The organism is Roseiconus nitratireducens (assembly GCF_008629675.1).
Taxonomy (GTDB): Bacteria; Planctomycetota; Planctomycetia; order Pirellulales; family Pirellulaceae; genus Stieleria; species Stieleria nitratireducens.
The window spans coordinates 199920-220455 of record NZ_VWOX01000012.1; the positions used below are offsets into that span (position 1 = coordinate 199920).

The window sequence follows — 20536 nt, forward strand, 5'->3', positions numbered from 1 at the left end:
ACGAGTCTTCGAGCGGGGGCCAGTTTAACTGGCGATGCCCAGACGTTCGACAAGTTTATCCGCCAAACGCAGTGACAACGCGACCAGCGTCAATGACGGATTCGCCGCCGGGATGCTGGGATTGACCGACACGTCGCAGCAATACAGGTTGTCATAGGCCTCGAACTTCAGGTTCTGGTCCACGACACCGGTCCCGTTGTCGCTCATCCGCAGCGTTCCTCCGGCGTGATGCACGCTGCCATGGATCCCCTCGCTCCATTCTTCCGACTGGTAGGTCGTCGTCAGCCCGGTGACCCCGAGCGCGCCGAGCACCTGATTCCGCATGTCCACGATTTCCTGTTTGTAGCCTTCCGCGTGCAGGTTCAATGCGACGGATACATCCGGCTTGTTCCCTTCGCCGTTGAAAGTCAATTGATTGCACTCGTTCAACGGGCTGTCAAAGATGAATTTGATCTCAACCTGCGCCGTCTCGCCCCGGTCCACCAGACGTCGCCACAGGTCGTCATCCGCGTGACGCGTGTCCCAAAACTCGGCATTGATCAACAGTTCGATGTTGTAGGGGTGCATCACCGACGAAGCGTGATTGTGTCGCAACATCACTTTGGCATGGCCATGAGGATCACCAAGCCAGCAGAGGTCTCCGCAACGCGGCAGTTCGTGCAGACGCGTGTAGAAGTAGGCTGGGTGGTCCGTCAGTCCGCGGCCGATCTTCTCATTCGGATCGGATAGTTCGCTTTGCAGCGCCAGCTTGGGGCTCTCGATGGATCCGCAGGCCAGAACGACATAGGAAGCTCGGTATCGTCGCTGGACGTTTCCGACCAAATCCTGGCACACCACACCGGTCACGCGATCGCCCTCGGTTTCCAAATGTGTGACCAGGTGGTGCAGATTGACTCGCAAGAAGTTCTTGCCGGCCTTGTCACTGAATCCCAGCGAATCCAACAGCAAGTCGGCCGTGGAAAATCCTCCGGTGCTGCGTTCGATCACGTTCTCCAGCAACAGGTTCTCGTTCAGGTTGGGCTGGTGCAGCGAGCGAGGCAGATCAATTGCGTGCATTGAATCGCCCAACACGGTGTTGAGATGATCGACCACTTTGTTCTGGTAGCGCCCGAGTGTCTTGCGTTTCCGCATCAACTTTTCCGCTTTCTCGTAGCCCGATTCGCTGCCGCCGCCGTCCAGCAGGTAGTCGCGAACCACTACGGGCCAGCATTCGCGGAACTCCCACGGCTGCATCCTAGGAATCAATCCCGACCAGTACACCGACCGGCCGCCCAAGTTGAAATGAACGCCGGGATTGAAATGGGCTTCGCCGCGATTGTTGAAATGTCCCAGTTGATCCCGGCCGACGAAACTGGTTTCGCTGCGGGGCAATTCGTTCATGTGGACGGGAAAATGCAGGCCCCCAGCCTCCAGGACCAACACCTTGACGCCTTGATCGGACAGCGCGTCGGCCAACGAGCCTCCGCCCATCCCCGAACCGATCACGATCACGTCGAATTCATCCTCCGGCCGTCCGATGGCCTGGACCGTCATTTGCTCCAGCCGACTTTCCAGGCTGACGAAATTGTCGTATCCGTGGCGATATTTATTGGGCAGGTCCGGAAATGAAACGGCTCCGTCGTCGACTTCGTAGAACTGCTGGGAGGCCTGCAGGGGAAAAGTTTCGTCCGAAATCTCCCTGCCCATTTCCAGTGCGAAACGTGTCTGCACCTGTTCGGGATAAAGATCGCGATCCAGCAAGAACGTCCAGGCGTCGCCGGCGAACACGCCAAACAGGTCCCGTCCCCAACCGTCGACGTTGTTCCGCAGGGTCACCAGGAAATTGGGGACCCACCGGGACGTTCGAAATTTGACTTCGTACCCGAAGAAGACATTGGCGTCGGTGAAGTGGCGTTCCCGTTCGTCCGCCCGGACTTCGACGTTGTCCCCGGCCATCCAGAAATCACCGGGCTCAACCTCTGCACCGACATCGCGGAGCACAAATTTCATCCAAAAAGTGTCCGAATAGGTGGCGGCCGGCAGCAGGAATTCCCAGCGTGTGTTGTCGACGAATTCGCCCTCCAGATCGGTCCAGCCGTTGGCGCTCGATCGCAGGGTGACCTTGTACGGACCGCCGAGATACTTGGAGGTTTCGAACGAGATCCGCTTGTCCTGCGTCCCCCGATCCGCCGGCGGGATGATTCGATCGGCCCGGTTTGCTTTGCCGGATAACCCGCTGTGGTACCCGCGCCGCACTTCCTCGTTGAGTAGAATCTTGGACTGCATCAACCATTTCCCCCCTGCACGCACCACCCTTGAATTGCAAACTCGGATGCTGATCAACCGGACCGCGTGATTCGGAGTTCGGGCCCCCGCCCGCCCCGGTCGCTCGGATCAGCCTCTGAGTTCGACTTTTGGAACGACTCCGAATTTAGCGTTTTCTGAAGCCGAATTCATTAATCATCACCCGACGACCGGAAGTGCAATGTCGATGGATGACAATGACGAAACTCGCTTCAACTCCGCCGGTTATCTCGACGGTTCCGTGACGCGATCTAGCGACGGATCCCAACCCTACGGGATGCGTGGCTTGGGCGAAGCCCCCGAGACGATCGGCCGCTACCGCATCGAGCGACAACTTGGCGAGGGCGGATTCGGTGTGGTCTACCTGGCCTTTGACGAACGACTGAATCGCCGGGTCGCGCTGAAGGTGCCCCATGCCGACCTGGTCGCCCGGCCACACGCAGCGGAAGTTTATCTGAGGGAGGCCAGAACGGTCGCCAACCTGGAACACCCCAACATCGTCCCGGTCTACGACTTTGGCACGACCGAAGATTACCCCTGCTTCATCGTCATGAAGTACATCGAGGGGATGGATTTGCGGACCCGGATCAGTCGCACGCCCCTGGGTTTTCACCAATCGGCGACCTTGATCGCGAAAGTGGCAGAAGCCCTGCACACGGCGCACAAACAGGGCGTGGTCCATCGTGACCTGAAACCGGGCAACATCTTGATCGATGGCCGCGATGAACCGTGCGTCGTCGACTTCGGCCTGGCGCTTTCGGAGCAAGACGCCGTCAAAGGCCCCTGTTATGCCGGAACCTACGCCTACATGAGTCCGGAGCAGGCGCGCGGCGAAGGTCACCGCGTCGACGGACGCAGCGACATCTACAACCTGGGCGGTGTGCTCTACGAGCTGCTGACGGGCCGCAAGACGGTCTCGGCGACCTCCAAAGCCGAAATCCTGGAGCAGGTGAAATTGCAGGAGGTCAAGCCGCCACGACAAATCAACGACGCCGTTCCACGCGAGTTGGAGCGCATCTGTTTGAGGGCTTTGGCAAAGCGGGCTTCGGAGCGTTACACGACCGCTATGGACATGGCCCAGGATCTGCGGCACTTCGTGTCCGAGGCGTCAACGCCCAGCGGTTCTATCGCGGGCGAACCGGGTTCCGGCAGATTGAGTACAGGCGGTTCCGCCAGCGAGGCAACCTGGGCAGCCGACTCGGCCGTGACCTCCGGGCCGCACGCCAGCGATACCAGTCGCAATGCCATCACGGTAGAAACCTCGCCCAGCGAGCGGTCGGATAGCCAATGCGGCAACGTGATTCCCAAAGGCCTGCGATCGTTTGAGTCGCATGACGCGGATTTTTTCCTGCGACTGCTGCCGGGCCCCCGCGACCGCCAGGGGCTGCCCGAGACGGTGCGATTTTGGAAACATCGACTGGACGTGTCCGGCGATGAACCGAGTTTCCCGGTGGGCTTGATTTATGGGCCTTCCGGATGCGGAAAGTCGTCGCTGGTCAAAGCCGGCATTCTTCCCCGGCTGTCGCCGAACGTCGTGTCGGTGGTTGTTGAAGCGACCCCCGGACAAACCGAATCCGATCTACTTTCGGCGCTGCTCCAACGCGTCGGGGATGATGGGCATCCGCGTCGATTGCCCGAAACGGTCGCGGCGATCCGGCGGGGAGAACTTGCCGGAGGAGTTCCCAAAGTGCTGATCGTCCTGGACCAATTCGAGCAATGGCTGCATGCCGCCAAGCGGTTGGAACATTCCGAATTGACTGCGGCGTTGCGTCAGTGTGATGGCAATCACGTGCAATGCCTGCTGTTGGTGCGGGACGATTTCTGGCTGCCGATCAGTCGCTTTTTCCGAGCGTTGGAAATCCCGTTGGCCGAAGGGCACAACAGCGGCATGGTCGACCTGTTCGATCACGATCATGCTAAGCGGGTGCTGGCGGCGTTCGGCAGAGCGTATGGCAAACTGCCCGAGCCCGCCGAGATCAGCAGCGAACAGGACCGATTCCTGGAACTGGCAATCGCGGAATTGATCGACGAAGGCAAGGTGATCAGTGTGCGTCTGGCGCTCTTTGCCGAAATGATGAAAAGCCGTTCCTGGACACCCGCTTCACTGGAAACCCTGGGCGGGACGACCGGGCTGGGAGCTGCGTTCCTGGAACAAACGTTTGAATCGTCCAACGCGCCTCCCGAATACCGTTTCCACCAGCCCGCCGCATGCGCCCTGCTGAAGGCTCTACTTCCCGAAGCCGGGGTGGACATCAAAGGCGAAATGAAATCCTATTCGGAACTGAAACAGCGGTCTGGTTACCAGGACCGCCCGCAAGATTTTGAGCGACTGATCCGAATGCTGGACGGTGAGGTCCGCTTGATCGCTCCCACCGACCCCGCAAGTTCGATCGATCCCGCCACGGCTGAAACGCCCGCCGAGAACCTTGCTTCCCGGCACGAATCCTCGCAGGCCTATTACCAGCTGACCCATGATTACCTGGTGCCGTCACTGAGGAAGTGGTTGACGCGCAAACAGCAAGCAACCTTTCGCGGCCGGACCGAAATTCGACTTGCCGAGCGAACGGCATTGTGGAAATCCAGGCAGGAAAACCGCTTGCTGCCGGCTTGGTGGGAGTGGCTCCGATTTCGTCTGCTGACGCGACCCGGCGACTGGAACGACGCGCAAACGCTGATGATGCGTCGCACCGATCGATACTTTAGCTCCCGCGGTTTGATGTTGGCCGCCGGCGTGGCGGCACTGTTGTGGGCCGGATGGCAGTGGAATGGTCACCGTCAGTCAGCACGGTTGGTCAACAGCCTGGCGCACGCTCCAACCAGTGAAGTCCCCTCGCTGGTCGATCAGATGTCCGACTACCAACGATGGGTTTCACCGGCCCTTCACAATCAACTCTCTGACCTTGCAGTCACCGGTGACGACCGGCGCGAACTCCACGTCCGATTGGCGTTGCTTCCGACCGAACCGGGGCAGGCCGACTGGCTGTTCGAACGGGCGCTGCGTTCCAAGCCCGAAGAACTGCGGGTGATTCGATCCCGCTTGGATCAACACCGTGATCGATTGTTGCCGCAGATGTGGGAGGTGCTGCAGCGGGATACCAGCTTCGATCGACGACTCCGCGCCGCATGCCTGTTGGCAGCCTTCGCACCACAAGATGAACGCTGGAAAGCCGTCGCCGAGGACGTCCTGACGGAGATGACAGCCGAGAATCCGTTGGAGATCAAAGAATGGGTCGCTCTGCTTCGCCCGGCGGGGGCAAATCTGCTGCCCGCGGTCGCCGGCTTGATCGCCGAAAACGTCCAACCGGCCGAACTGAAGACGCTCGCGGAAGTCTACGCGGAGTTTGTGGGTGAAACGCCCGACGGTTTTGCTTCATTAGAATCACGGCTCCAACCGCCCAACGCCGACTCGACCGTCAGCGACCAGCCTGGCGAGGAGCAGGGAGCGCCTTCGCTCGATCCGCGACAAACCGCAAATGTCGCCGCTGCCCTGGCGATTGCCGGAGAATGGTCGGATATCTGGCCCCTATTGAGCGGCGGCCCCGATCCCACGCTGCGGTCGCACCTGATTGCCAACCTGGGTGCCAATGCGGTGGCTCCCTCCAGCCTGGCCGATCATCTCGATCCCGGATTGGAACCGGACGCCTCGGTTCGCCAAGCCATCGCTCTGGTGTTGGGTGATCTGCCCGATGACCGGAGGTCGAAGACTTTGAAATCACGTCTGACTCCTCGACTGCAGCAATTCCACCGGGGCGAACCGAGCGAGGGAGCCCGCCAGGCAATCGCCTGGACCCTGCGTCGATGGGATGCCGACGTGGCGACCGACGCGAAGCCAGACTGGCCACAAATGGTCGCTGTCCCATCCGGACAATTGGACGTCCCGGCTGCCGACGGCGCAACGCGATCTCTGGTCATCGCCCAACCATTCGAAATCAGTGCCACCGAGGTCACGTTCACACAATTCCGACACTACCGAAAGGACCAGGCGTGTGATCGCCGTGCGGCGCCAACCGCTGAGTGTCCCGTCCATGAGGTCACCTGGTACGACGCGGCGGCCTTCTGCAATTGGCTGAGTGAACGGGACAAGGTGCCCCAAGATCAGTGGTGTTACCTGCCCAACGCCGACGGTGACTACGGCCAGGGCATGAAGATTCGTCGCAACGCTCTGCAACTGTCCGGTTACCGTTTGCCGACGGTGGAGGAATGGGAATTCGCCTGCCGAGCGGGCACCACGACCACCTGGGCACTGGGCAACAGCGAGCAACTTCTCGATCGGTACGCGTGGTCGCTTCGTAACTCCGGGATCCACTCCCGCAGCGTCGCTCGGCTCCGCCCCAACCTGTGGGGACTGTTCGACATGCACGGAAACGTTTGGGAATGGTGCCACGACCGCCGAAGCGAAGACGGTCAGCCGGTGGGGGCGTGGGAAGAGCAGGAAATCCAGAATCACCATCATTTTGCGTTGCGGGGCGGCACCTACCTGACCGACCCGGTTTTCCTGGGGTCGTCGGCGGAGAACTGGAATCCGGCAGGCCATCACACCAATGCCGACGGCTTCCGCGTCGCCCGCACGCTACAGCCTTAGCCTTCCGGCCCAATCTCTGGTTCCAAGGCTCCCGCCTTGGAACCCAATGCCCCACGGGCTCTGCCCGTCGCGTTGCTAGCCCAAACTTCCATCGTGTGCGGCTGGCAGATTCTGAAAATGAGATTCCTCCCTGGTTCCAAGGCTCCCGCCTTGGAACCCGATGCCCCACGGGCTCTGCCCGTCGCGTTGCCAACCAGGCTTCCATTCCAACCGGCTGGCAAAGCCAGACCACAGTGGGTACCCGGGCAGAGCCCGGCAACGAGAGTCGTCGCACCGCGGCCCCGCCGATCGTGTCACAACGGACGTACCGGACATAACGGTTGTCGCAGTCGGTCTGGTCCTACGGGTTAATCTGACGCGGCCGAAAATGGGCGCCCCGGCCCCCCGGTCGTCCGAATGAAGGTCTTGTAAATCAAGTCCGTCGTCACGGAATGGCGCGGAACACACCCGAATGGACGGGACTCCCGGGGTCATCCGTTCATTAGGCGAAAACGGATGCGTGTCGCCGGCAAATCGCCACGCCAACTCGACCGGCCGCAGCATCAAGGAAGGAGCGGTAACATGCCCCACAATGATCGATCGAATCTCGGTAGTGCGTCGCGACCGGTAAAAGCCGGATCGCTCCGATCCGTTCAATCTTTCGCGCTGCTGGCCCTGTTGACGGCCCACGCGGCAGGTTGCAGCTGCATTCCAGAGATGATCCGTTCCACCTGTGAGCCCTACGAACAGCTAAAAGAACAGGACAAGCTGGAACGTCAGGGCCGGCGCGAAGGGCGACGCGTGTGGGCAACTCGCTACGCATCGCAGTATGCCAACAACGCATGTCGCGACGAGGTCAAGCAAGGCTTCGTGACTGCCTACGCGGAAACGGCACTGGGAGGAAACGGCTGCCCGCCGCCGATGCCGACCAGCCCATTGCTCAGCCGGCACACCTTGACTCACACCTATCCGGCCGCGGTTCCGTGGTACGAGGGCTACCACCTTGGGCACGCATCGGCGGTTGCCCACGGAGTCGACAAATGGCGTCTGGCCCCCATCGATCCCGATCTGATTGCCGCCGCGTGCGCTTGCCGCCCGATGGCCGGCCACCCCGTGCTGCCCGCCTACTCGGAGATCGAAGTCGAAACGATTCCGGGTGACGGCGTCCCGATCGAAGCCATTCCGGCCGAGGCGGTCCCGGCGGAAGGAGTGCCCGCTCCCGTGCCAGCGCCCGAAACCATCGATGCTCCACAAGCACCGAGCGATCTGGATACCACCAAAGCCACCGATTCGCTTCCTTCCTATATCACGACCAACCCCTTTGAATAAAATACTTCCGCTTACGGCAGGAACTTGAACGGTCTCCGGACCAAGTTCCGACGCGAATTCAACGGATGAATTCGCCCGTCCAGGCTGACAAATCATCGGCCCATGTTGCGGACCAACCGATTCCCCCGGCGCAAGCCGACTTTCACCGAAGGCAGGGATGCCAGGATGTTCAACAGAAATTCAAAACCGCGACTGCGCCGTTCAGTCACACTGATGGCGACGGCAATGCTGATCACCGCGATGTCCGGCTGTTCCAGCATCTTGACGCCGATCGACGGAACACCGGCCTCACGGTTGCCACCTGAATTGCTGGGCGTTCGGCGCAGCGAATATGTCCCGGTTCCGGTCGTGATGCTGGCCCGTCACTCCGGCGACGACTACATCCTGGCCGAAGGCGACATTCTTGGCGTTTACATCGAAGGGGTGATGCCATTCTCAAGTCCCGCTTCGGTTCCGACGCCGCCCCCAGTTAACTTTCCCGATGGCAACAGTGACCTGCCCCCGTCACTTGGTTACCCGGTCGCGGTTCAGGAACACGGCATCGTCAACCTGCCGCTGTTGAAACCGTTCAGCGTGGAAGGCATGACGGTCGAAGAGGCCCGCACCCGTATCGCGGACGAATACCAATCGCGCGACATCCTCCGGTCGGAAGACACCTACCCGATCGTTTCGCTGATGAAGGAGCGTGAGAACAACGTGACCGTCATCCGCTACAACGCGGGCGCCGCAGTCGGCGCCGACGGCACCGCCGCAGGCTATTCCCTGAAGTTGCCGACCTACCAGTCCGACGTGCTCAACGCTTTGACATTGACCGGGGGTCTGCCTGGATTCAACGAAAAGAATGAAGTCCTGATCTTCAAAACGTCGCGGATCCCCTATCAGCGACGCAACGAAGTCATGAACCAGCTGATGGCCGGGGAGATCCCTTGCGCCGGCGAGATGCCCTACAACTTGCTACCGGCATCGGACATCCCTCTGGAAGAAGGCTCCTACGTCATGGACGACGGGCTGATCGAAGAGCGATTCCTGATCCGGATCCCGTTGCGATTGCCACCCGGACAGGTCCCCCACATCCGGCCCTCCGATGTCGAACTGGATGACGGCGACATCGTGATGGTCCAGTCGCGTGAAACGGAGTTCTTCTACACCGGCGGCCTGCTGCCCGGTGGCCAATTCCCGCTGCCGCGCGATTATGACCTGGATGTCCTGGGCGCCATGGCGCTCGCCGGACAAGGCCTGCTGAACTCGCAATCCGGCGGCCGCGGCGGCGGTGGTGGTGGCGGAATGGGCGGCTTGGCTCGCGGCCTGGGTGGAACCAGCCCGACCATGCTGTACATCATTCGAAAACTGCCCTGTGGTCGAACCTTCAACATCGCGGTGGACGTCCAACAGGCAATGAACGATTCGAATCACAACATTCTGGTGCAGCCAGGCGACACGCTGATCCTGCGATTCAAGCCGCACGAAGAACTGCTGAACTTCGGGTTGGGAACGTTCTTCACCTTCGGCGTCAGCGAACTGTTCCGAAACTGATGTGCACGATCGGCGGGCCTCCGGAAAAAGTCCGGGGGCCCGAACGGCCCCGTCGAACGCGTCGCCGACTCGGGCAGATCCGATGGCACCCGATAAGCCGTTACCGATTTGGTCGCTTGAGCACCGAAAATCAGGGGCCATTTGCAAGAAGTTCAATTCGGAAGATACGAACTCAATTCTTGAAAACGTTGATTGCGTAGCTCGTCGTAGGTCAACAGCGGGTAGCGTTGCTTGTAGTAGTCTGCCAGCCGCCGCGTCAGTTCGATGGCCTTGATCCCATAGGCTCCGGTGGACGGAGGAGCCGGCCGCTGCCCGTGGGAAGAATGCAACAGGTACATGCTGTGTGCCGCCGACGAATACCTGTAGTACCCCGTCTCGAGCCCGTGTCGAACTCCCGACAGAATTCGGTTCTCCTGGACGCCACAGTAGTCAAAGAAAGGGAATCCAAAATGGAACTGAATGGACTGAATGCACTGCGCGTATAAGAAATCGCCTTCGGGGGCCCCGAGTGCATCAGCGATGGACGCCGCATAGATCGCGCTGCCGTCTCTTGATCCGCCCCACTTTTCCAACTTCCAAGACATCATGCCTTGATGCCAGGCGAATTCCCGAGGATGGCGTCGCAGCCCCGATTCCAGTAGCGCTGCGACCGACTCATAGGTTTTCCCGGTGTCACGCGCGACCGGAATCGCGGCCTCATACGAATACACCGGCACATCGTCCCGCTGCAACAAGGTCCGCAGCAGGGCGGCCGCTTTCATGTTTTCGTCTTCAAATACTTGCCAATCTTGAGCGGAGACGCTGTTGGCCCAGCCCGTTCCCCGAGCGTCCCAAGCGGTATTGAGATGAAGGCGAATCCGGCAGCAGAGTCCCAACGTGGACTCCTTGGCGGACCACGCTTCGATTGCCGCCAGCGTCTCCCGTGCTGCCTCGCGCTGCTCCGCTTCCCCGTCCTCGTATTCACTCTGCTTCAACGTCCTCCACCACCCATTGGAGACTCCGTCGATCAGCGAGGTGTAAAGTTGTTCCGGCGTGCGATCAAATCGGTCCTCCGGTAAAGCACGCAACAGTCGATGCAGTCGTTCCATGTCATCAAATTGGCGTGCCATAACCCACTTTGAAGCCAGTGAGGTTAGGTTACGGACGTCATCCGTCAGTCCGGAGACGCGGTAGTACAGGTCGATGTGACGGTGATCGTGAATCGCAACGGTGGTGCCCGACGTGGCACTGACAACCGTTTTTCCCTCGAGATCAGGCAACTCGACGGGCCGATAAGGCCATCGACTATCTAAATTGGCATCGAAGAGGACTCGCTGACGCTTTCCGTCGGCCGACGGTCGGCTGGCAATGCATGTTTGCCACCGGCGACTGGGGAACCAATGCGAAGCGAACACCTGCTCCAACTCCCAGTACAACGTGATCGGATCCGCCCGGCGGCGGTTTTCATTGCCGTCACGATCATTCTGTCTTCGGTAGATGCGATTCGGTTCGATCCAAAGATCAACATCGCGACTGCACCAGATTGCCAAGGGTTGATCGGCATTAGCTAATTCGACGTCGAAAGCGTGCGCCGGCCCACCAGGTCCAATCATCTGCACCCGACCGACCTCCGGGTTTCGATAGGAAACGATTCGGTCGCCGTCCGGAGAAAGTGTTGGCATAGGTAAGTCCGTCGGCACTTTCCCAACACGGACGAAACGCTGCAGCGACTTGTCGGACCAATACAGGTTTCCCTGCTGGTCGACCAGAATCGCGTCGCCGGTGTTGATCGCAACGCTCAGGTGCTGAACGGCTCCTTCGAGCTCAGCCTTGGTGAGGATCTTTTGCGTCCCAAAGTCCACCACACACACCGTGGCCCCTTTCGCGACCACCGCCCGCGCGTCGTCAAGAAAAAACTCGACGTGCACTGGGGCATCCGTTTCCGCCGCGGGTAAAGGGATCTGGACGAATTTGTCCGGCGAACCAGCGATGTCGGAGGGCTGGGGTGGCGTGTCCGGTGTCGCCCAGTGCTCGCGGTAAGGAAGTTGACAGAACCACAGATTCTCGTCCGCGAGCACCAAGTATTTCTCCGACGGGTCGAAGGTCACGTGAGGCTCGCGGATGTGGTCCGGAATGTCGACGCGGAGCCGTTTCATCAACTCTCCCGAGTATTCATCCACGGCGGCTTTGACCGAGATGACCTCTTCGACGGGAAAGTCGTAGTGAGCGACGCTCCACGGAGGCGGATCGTCGGACTGATCGGCTTGTGCGATCCGTTCTTCACGCTCACGAACGATCTGCTCCGCGACTTTCCCGATTTCGCCTTTTTCCATCCGCCGCAAGAACGCGTAGTCGCTCGGTGGAGAGACCTGCCACTCATCGGCTTCCACTGGCCAACGCAGTTGTTGTGGGTTCACATCCGCTGCAACCAGGGCGGTCCCAGATGCAATCGCGGGAAGATCCGCCAGCTCCGGTTGCGGCTCGCACCCGACCGTCAACATCAACACAACAGCGGTCCCGAGAACGCAGCATGGTCTACTCATCGGAATCCTCCGCTTGGTCGCTGGAGACGTTGACGCCGTTCAGGCGATTCGGGCCGCTGGAGAACATCATGGGAAACAGGAGATTGCTTGTCGCAGCTACCTGGAAATAATCCGGAGACCAGTCGGGAAGCTCGAATTGGTCCGGCCCCTCGTCCTCGTCGGCGTACACGGGTTGTCCCGTCGGCAAGTATCCCATCAGACGACGGCTCTGCGGTTGGAACCATTTCTCCATCGCATCCGGCTGGCGAAGCAGCCGATCGCTATTCAGTACCATGGACATCAGTTGGACCGGCGCCGCGGCGGGATCGATGTTCATTCGCAAATTGCTATTGCTGTTGAACACTTGTCCGACGTCGGACCAATCGACCGTCGCGCCTCGCAGATTCAGCTCTCGCAAATTCGGCGCCAGCTTGATTAGCGCCGCCAAACCTCCCGCAGCAATCGTGGCCCCGGAAAGATCCAAACCAAAAAGCTCATCCATGGAGCCCATGGCATGAATGGTTTTCAGATCGAGCGACATGCCGCCCAATCCCAGACGTGTCAGCCGACATCGGTCACCGAGCGAATGCAGTGACGCCGGGTCGATTTCGTTCCCGCTGAGCATCAGTTCCCTCCACTGGCCGTGACGAATCAAATGGGTTGTCGATTCGCTCGAAAGCCCGCATGAACGAACATCGATTCGGTCAAGAGTGTCTGGAAGGGTCCACGCCGTCACCCAGTCGTCGTCCAATCGAGACCCGGGAATCCGCAACGCCGACAGGGAATTCAAATCGGCGAGGCCAGCCAAGCATTCGGCGCCCACCTCAGGATCGGGGTAAGCGATCGTCAGATTCCGCAATCCTGTCGACCGCAAAACCTCGCGAACGTTCTCACCGGTCATCGACTTGCCACCGCCGACGAACCATCGCATTCCCGTGATCCCGGCAAGCTTGACTTGCGCCTCACTCGACAAGATCGCCAATCCACCCAACGAAGGTGCGTTGTCAACAAAGACGTAATTGCCCATCGGATTAACCACCATCGGGGACGTCAGCTCCGGCACATTGACGAGCCGCAATGCGGTCAGGTTCGACTTTCGATGCTGGTCAAATTCCAGCAATTTCAGGTGAGCCTTGTCCTCGATCCGCACCGCATTGATTCCCGAGTTGATGCGCAGGAACTCCAAATCCGGAAACGCACCTTTCAGGTCGTTGATGAAGGATCCAGGCATCGTGGCTGATCCCGCTTGCAAATGCTTCAACGGCAGCGTTCTCGCCTGGCGCATGAAGCTGCTCCCGACGACCGAATCCGTCAGATCAAGCTGGCTGACCGACGTGTTGGCCGCGAACTGTGTCCAGTCCAGATCGGTCAAACGCATGCCGGCCAGCGAGACTCGCAGGTTCCCCTTCACTTCAGCGAGATCATCCAACAACTCTTGCTGACGATCCGGGTCCAAGCCAGGGTTTGGCACGCCCTTTCCGATCTCGGACAGTTCGTGCGTCGACACAACGATCTGCGCCAGCTGATCGCAATCGCGGACGCGAATTGATTCGAAACCGCCCAAGTAGAACGCGAAGTTGCTGATCGGCAGGTCTTCCAACACGACATTTCGAAGCCACAGCAAACTCGGCAATTTCTCTCCTTTGGCCCTTCGAGATAGCCGGTGATACTTTTCTTGCTGCAAGCTTGCCAACTGGGGCAAACTCTTCAGCTTCAAGTCAATTAACTGGAACGCGTCGACCGACAGTTCCGTCAACTTTGGCATGTCGCTCACGTCAATCGAATACGCTTTTGGATTCGCCATGCCGTCGAGCGAACGAAAGCTGAGCTTTTCCAGTTCAGGCCAACCGGAAATCGCGACGCTTCCCGAGTGACCGGTTTCCGGCCGCGAGAGCACCAGTTGACGCAATTGCGGTTTCAAACCGCAATCATTCCAAACCGCATCGGGGATCGTCGACCCAAACACCACCAACCGGCGCAGCCTTGGCATCTTGGCCAATTGAGCGACCGTGCTTTCGTTGCTGTTCGTATGCGCCAAGTTCAACTGACGCACCAAAGGGCATGCCGAGATCGCCAACACGGTCGGAGAATCCAGTTCGCACCCGGAGATTCGCAGGTCTTGCAGATAACGCATCGACGGCAAGCGACGAAGGTTTTCAGGGTCGTAGCCGGAACCGCCGATTCGCAGCGACCGCAAATAGGGTAAGCGGCACGCCATTTCGACCTGTTCTTCGGTCGGGTTGTCCAATGTCACGCCGGTGATTCGCACCCACTGACGCTGCAGCGCGACTGGCAAATAGTCTTTGAATGCGACGGGCAAGATCGTCTGACGGACAACATCGCCGCCACTGCGTAACTGCTCGGCGATCGCCTCATCCTCGGCCTGCCGACGCGTCTGCAATTCGTAGTATCCGAAGCCGGCTCCGATCATCGTGACCAACACCAAGAGATCTGCCAGGGACAAGTTTCTTTTGGCCGGTGGGTCTGATACGCCCGCCCGTTTCGGTGTCAGGTGCCAAAACGCAGCCGCGAACAATCCCACGGCGATCAAAACGTCCACCAAAAGCGCTCGGACCGACCACCGAGTGTGCGTCGGAGCATCGTCAAACGAATGCCGAATCAGATACCGCTGCGGCCAACCGGCTTGCAGCGGATAGGCAAGGACGTGATCCCCGATTTCGACTGGCAGGTCGTAAGCCGGTTCTTGTGAACTGACGATGCCCCTGGTCGGCTGATATTGAAACGGCCAATTCAAGACAACGAAAAACACAGCGAGCAAGGCACACACGGCGGTACGCGACGATGGCATCCGCAGCTTGAACCTGCCAGGTTTCTTGAAACTTTTCGTTGTCGGATCGCGCCCCAGGTTCGATTCATCCGTTCCACCGGAATCTCGATTCTCCACACGCGAGACATCGTCGCCACGCTCTGCATCCGACGCCTGCGAATGTTCGGTGCGATCAAGCAAAACGAGTGCCCCCGGAGAACTGGACGCTTGGGAAGCGTCGATCAAGATGCGAGAAGTGGCCCGCATGATAACCCGATCCAGTGGGGGATGCCACAATCGGTCGACGGATCCATTCTTTGTATGATGAGGAACGTTGAATGCCTGACGGCAAGACAGCCGCCGAGCGGCGTCATCAAATCCTTCCGACGGTCGCGACGTCGAACGCCACAGCGACGCCTCTTCTTCATCGAGCAAGAAAACGGGCGACACTCCGCCTGAAACTTCCATGACCGATTCACCGAATCCCTATCGCCCCATCGGCGATCACCGAGAACGTCCGTCCGACTCCAGCGATGCGCCCGCTGACACTGCGCCTTCCGGCCAGGAATCCGACTCAACGGATGTGATCTGGCTATTGGTGCTGTTGATCGGGTTGGTCAGCTTCGGATTGTCGGTTCACCTCTGGGGTGCGGTGACGGAATCGTGGTAGACCGAACTGCTCTATGAATACGTGAAAGCCAGAAGATTCGTGACCGAGCATTAGCGCACCGGAAACGATGAAACGTTGAGCCAACGATTGGGTTACGATACAGTGACCGAAGCGACGACTCGTGCTCGACGGATTGAGATCCATCATCCCGCCCGAGTTCCATTTGATGCCGTCGTTTCGCTCCGCCGCATTCACCACTCGGAATTTGTAGGACGCCCCGATGACAAGCCGCTTCGCTCTGCTCTTGCTTTTGGCGTTCGGAACGCTCGGTCCGGTCCACGCTGTGCAGTCGACCGAAGGCGTTCCCGCGGCGGCGAACATTGCCGATCGGCTGGACGAAATCTTAAAACGGCTAGACCGAATCGAGCGGCAATTGCTGGCGATCCAAACGCAACAACGCAATGGCTTCGGTTGGTGGGTCGATGAGAACGGCGTGATGCGACTGCCGTCGGGTCGCCCCATCGGTCACTGGGGCGTCGACTCACCGCAGGTCCCTGCGCAGCCGATCCAAACAGAGCGTCGCTAGCGGCCAGCGGCCCTGCGCAGCGGACGCATCCTGGCAGGGCGGTCAATGCCATCTGTCGTGTTGAGAATCCGCGCGTCCATTGTTGCGGTTAAGACGATGGCGCAACAAACGTGAGAATCAGTCGGAGATGCTTTGACTGACACCTTGATCAAGCACCATTCCGGCACCCAAGCGATGTTTCGGTCCATGCCATTGAAGTCTCCGTTCGCGGTCATTGTTGTTCTTCTCCCTTGCATTCTCGGATCGCCAACCGCGGCGGATGAGATCCAGACGGACGTGTGCGTCTTCGGCGGAACCTCCGGGGGCGTCGTCGCTGCCGTGCAGGTCGCTCGGATGGGCAAGCGAGTCGTGCTGGTCGAACCGGGAAGCCATCTGGGCGGGATGACCTCCGGCGGACTTAGCGCGGTGGACATCGGCGACCCGCGGAGTGTCGGGGGAATCGCTCGTGAATACTTCACACGTCTGGTCGCGAACTACGGGAAGCAACTCGACTGGACCGCCGCGTTCGAAAGAAAAGGGGGGCCCGCGACTGGCGGAGCTTATTCAATCGAACCTCACGTCGCGGAAGAACTTTTCGACACGATGGCCCGTGAAGCCGGTGTGGAGGTCCTGCGCGAGACGCGTTTGAAATCCGTCCACAAAGTCGGTGCACGCATTGCGGAGTTGACGACCGAGGATGGCCGAACCATCCGCGCAAAGATCTTCATCGACTCCACGTACGAAGGCGACTTGATGGCCGCCGCCGGTGTGACCTTTACTTTGCAACGCGAAGGAAATGCAAAATACGGGGAGCATTACAATGGGATTCACTACGCCGACAAGTACCGCCCCCGCGCCGAGCATCAGCAACCGGGAGATAATGGCCGGGTTCCCGGAGGCCAAGGTGTGTGGGATCGTGATTTTCCGCTCGATCCGTATGTGATCCCGGGTGACTCCGCCAGTGGCCTGCTTCCGCTAGTCAACGCAGGTTCTCCCGGAACGCCCGGTGAACCGGCTCCAGGACTGATGGCATACTGCTTCCGACTTTGCCTGACCACTGACCCCGCAAATCGGATTCCGCTCCGCCGACCGGAGCGTTATGACCGTGCGCGATATGAACTGGTCGCCCGTTTTATCCAGGCCTGTATCGCCAACGGGGACGACATGGACCTGCGATGGTTCAGCAAACACGATCCGTTGCCTCATTCCAAATGGGACTTCAATACCGCAACCTTCGGCGGCAATTTGCCCGGTGCGAGTTGGGCGTGGCCTGAAGCGAGCTACGAGCAACGGGCGAAGATCGCCCAAGAGATCGAGGACTACCATCGCGGCCTGCTGCACTTCCTTGCAACCGACCCAAGGGTGCCGGAGAAGGTCCGTCGCCAAATGCAGGGCTTTGGGCTACCCAAAGATGAGTTCACCGACAATGGCGGCTGGCCGCACCAGTTGTACATTCGAGAGGGTCGCCGAATGGTCAGCGATCTTGTGATGACCGAACACCACACCTTCGGACGAACGATCGCCCCCAACAGCATTGGCTTGGGCTCCTACGGAACCGACGTTCATGAGATTCGTCGAATCGTGAAGGACGGCGTGGTTACCCGCGAGGGCAAAGTCGCCAGTGGTCGCGGTGGATTCGGTCCGTACCAGATCGGTTACGGGGCCGTGGTGCCGAAGCAGTCTGAATGCGATAACCTGTTCGTCACCTTTGCCCTTTCCGCCAGCCACACCGCTTTTGCCAGTATCCGCATGGAACCGGTGTTGATGGTGCTCAGCCAGTCCGCCGGCACCGCGGCTTGCCAGGCGATTGATTCCGGGGTCTCCGTCCAACAGATCGACTACGACCAACTTCGCATGCGTTTGGTTGATGACGGGCAGGTCTTGAACTGGACTTTCGATCCCCAAGCCCATTCGCGGCGGAAGCGATCGGCCCTCAAACTGCAGGGCTTGGTCCTCGATGATGATCAGGCGCAATTTGAGGGCGAGTGGATCAAAAGTTCCGCACAACCGCCGTGGGTCGGTTCGACCTATCGCCACGATGGCAACCTGGAACGTGGCCGTAAAACCGCCACGTTTGCTCCGCAGATCGATTCGGCCGGACGCTACGAAGTACGCCTGTTGTACACGTCGCACGAGAACCGATCGACGAAAACAAAGGTAATCGTGCGGGCCGCCGATGGAGAGCGAACGATCGATCTCAATCAACGACGGTCGGCGATTATAGACGGCATGCCGCGATCGCTGGGCGTTTTCCGCTTTGAACGCGGAGACTCGGCTCGGATCATCGTGTCCAATGAATTCGCAGACGGATACGTGTCCGTCGACGGCCTCCAACTGCTACCGGTCGAAGAACTCTGGGCCCCAGAGGTTCCCGTTCCATCTGCGGAAGCACTCCGTGACCTTGATGGCGTTGACTTTCACGTGATCAAGAAGCATGAACCCGAGGTCGACCAATTTGACTGGATGCATGGAGTTGCACTGGCGTGGCACGGCGGCCAGCTATTCGCCAGCTACGGTCGAAATCCAGGAAAGGAAAACACCGCCTCTGAGATTGCGAGCTTCTCCGTCAGCAGCGACGGCGGGAAAACGTGGACCAAGCCGCGGCTGATCGATGACGGCGATGGGCCGGACCTTGCCGTCAGCCATGGCATCCTGCTGAGCGCAGGCGGTGAGCTCTGGGCATTCCACGGAGCATTTCGCGGGCGAATGCAACAGGTCCACACGCGAGCCTATCGCTGGGACGGTCCGTCCGGGGTCTGGAAGAAACTCGGCACGGTTGTGGAAGACGGGTTCTGGCCCATGCAAGCTCCGCGTCAGATGGACGATGGCAACTGGATCATGGCGGGACTGCGCGTGATTGACGGGATCGGAATGCCCAACAATCCGGCCGCCGTCGCGATCAGCCACGGCGACGACTTTCTGAAATGGGACCTCGTGACGATCCCCAAACCAGAAGACCTGAATCTTTGGGGAGAATCTTGTGTTGTCGTGGACGGATCCGACGTCGTCAACATTTCCCGCTATCGCGACCCCGTCGCATTGATGTCCAAGAGTCACAACTTCGGACGGACATGGACGACGATGCGAGAAACGAATTTGCCGATGGCCGCATCGAAGCCTGACGCTGGCGTGCTGTCCACGGGACAAAGGTATCTGATCGGAAACACGACACGTGACAATCGCAATCGCCGTCGGCCACTGACCATCGCGGTCAGCGATTCGACGAGCAAGCAGCTTTCCCGCGTTTACCGCATCCGAGACGCAGTGCATGCCGGGCCGGGCGAATCTGATCCGACAGCGGCTCTATCCTACCCGTCTGCGGTCGAGCACGAAGGAAAGCTGTACGTTGCGTTTTCCAACAACGGCGGTCGCGGCGCCAACCGGAATTCGGCCGAGTTGGCAATCATCCCAATCCGGCTGCTCTCGCAGTGAATCCTTTGACCCCCACCGCTGTGCGATTCCATCCGATGGAAATTGAATCACCATGACGATCGTTGAATTTCTTCAAGCCCTACATGAATCACGTCACGTCTTTGGAACGCTGGTCGTCTCGCCATCGCCCCGGTGGCCCGAGGCGGTCCGGACTTGCGGGTTGGATTTTGTGTTCATCGATACCGAGCATGTCGCTCTTGGGCGATCCGAGCTCAGTTGGATGTGTCAGACCTACGCGTCGATGGGATTGCCCCCGCTGGTTCGCATTCCTTCACCGGACCCCTACGCCGCAACGATGGTGCTCGATGGGGGAGCGGCTGGGGTGATTGCTCCTTATGTCGAATCGGCCGAGCAGGTTCAGGCCTTGCGGGGCGCGGTGAAATTCCGGCCGATCAAGGGAGCCAAGCTGCAGGGGCTGCTTCGCGGGGAAGCGTCCGCGCCGGGCCTTGGCAATTACCTCAGGCAGGGAGCCACTCAGCGGGCATTGATCGTCAACATCGAAAGTGTTCCCGCGATCGAGGCCCTGGATGAGATCCTGGCGGTCCCGGGGTTGGATGCGGTGTTGATCGGCCCGCACGACCTTTCCTGCAGCCTCGAAATCCCCGAGCAATACGATCACCCGGATTTCCTGACCGCTTGCGAATCCATCTTTAGCAAGGCACGGGCGGCGGGCGTTGGTGCCGGCATCCACTTTTGGGGCGACGTTGCTCAACAAGTCCGGCTGGTCGAATTGGGCGCCAACCTCTTGATCCACAGCGGCGACATCTCGCTCTTTCAAAAGCACCTGCGAACCGAACTGGACGCCATCAAAAACGCCATCGGCCTCGCCCCCACCCCAAAACCCCCAACACAAACCAAAATCTAATTTGGTGCCACCCACCAACTGAATTGATATTGTGCCAGCCACAAATGTTCAAATTGGTGCCAGCCACCAATTATTTGACAAGGTCTGGCG

Annotated in this window: 10 protein-coding genes; 7 read left to right on the forward strand and 3 right to left on the reverse strand. The window is 59.6% G+C overall.

The annotated features are described in order from the left end of the window. Positions 1 to 24: 24 nt before the first annotated feature. Complete coding sequence (locus FYK55_RS20415; RefSeq protein ID WP_150078308.1) at positions 25 to 2265, reverse strand: GMC oxidoreductase; 2241 nt, start codon at positions 2263 to 2265, stop codon at positions 25 to 27. Positions 2266 to 2464: 199 nt separating this feature from the next. Between FYK55_RS20415 and FYK55_RS20420 the strand changes: the two genes are divergently transcribed. The 3 genes from FYK55_RS20420 to FYK55_RS20430 all read left to right on the forward strand — a co-directional run bounded on the left by FYK55_RS20420 (position 2465) and on the right by FYK55_RS20430 (position 9706). Next, positions 2465 to 6865: a protein kinase domain-containing protein gene (locus tag FYK55_RS20420; protein ID WP_150078309.1), complete on the forward strand. Its 4401-nt coding sequence runs from the start codon at positions 2465 to 2467 to the stop codon at positions 6863 to 6865. Between the two features lie 561 nt (positions 6866 to 7426). Next, complete coding sequence (locus FYK55_RS20425) at positions 7427 to 8173, forward strand: hypothetical protein (RefSeq protein ID WP_150078310.1); 747 nt, start codon at positions 7427 to 7429, stop codon at positions 8171 to 8173. Positions 8174 to 8338: 165 nt separating this feature from the next. Next, on the forward strand, positions 8339 to 9706 hold the full coding sequence (locus FYK55_RS20430; RefSeq protein ID WP_150078311.1) for a polysaccharide biosynthesis/export family protein: 1368 nt from the start codon (positions 8339 to 8341) through the stop codon (positions 9704 to 9706). 152 nt (positions 9707 to 9858) lie between these two features. Here the strand turns inward: FYK55_RS20430 and FYK55_RS20435 are convergent, their stop codons facing one another. Beyond that, positions 9859 to 12228 carry a hypothetical protein gene (locus FYK55_RS20435; protein ID WP_150078312.1) on the reverse strand — a complete coding sequence of 790 codons (2370 nt, stop codon included), beginning with the start codon at positions 12226 to 12228 and terminating at the stop codon, positions 9859 to 9861. Next, positions 12221 to 15241 carry a hypothetical protein gene (locus FYK55_RS20440; protein ID WP_150078313.1) on the reverse strand — a complete coding sequence of 1007 codons (3021 nt, stop codon included), beginning with the start codon at positions 15239 to 15241 and terminating at the stop codon, positions 12221 to 12223. Before FYK55_RS20440 ends, FYK55_RS20435 begins: the two co-directional genes overlap by 8 nt. A 199-nt stretch (positions 15242 to 15440) precedes the next feature. Here FYK55_RS20440 and FYK55_RS20445 point away from each other — a divergent pair, with 199 nt between their 5' ends. From FYK55_RS20445 to FYK55_RS20460, 4 genes are all read left to right on the forward strand, one after another. Next, complete coding sequence (locus FYK55_RS20445; RefSeq protein WP_150078314.1) at positions 15441 to 15644, forward strand: hypothetical protein; 204 nt, start codon at positions 15441 to 15443, stop codon at positions 15642 to 15644. A gap of 220 nt (positions 15645 to 15864) precedes the next feature. Continuing rightward, a complete protein-coding gene (locus FYK55_RS20450) occupies positions 15865 to 16170 on the forward strand; it encodes a hypothetical protein (protein ID WP_150078315.1) in 306 nt (101 codons plus the stop codon). A 186-nt stretch (positions 16171 to 16356) separates the two neighbouring features. Then, positions 16357 to 19581, forward strand: coding sequence for an FAD-dependent oxidoreductase (locus tag FYK55_RS29205; protein ID WP_161604652.1), 3225 nt, complete (start codon positions 16357 to 16359; stop codon positions 19579 to 19581). 52 nt (positions 19582 to 19633) lie between these two features. Then, entirely contained in the window at positions 19634 to 20446 is an 813-nt protein-coding gene (locus tag FYK55_RS20460; RefSeq protein WP_150078316.1) for an HpcH/HpaI aldolase family protein, read from the forward strand. Positions 20447 to 20536: the final 90 nt, after the last annotated feature.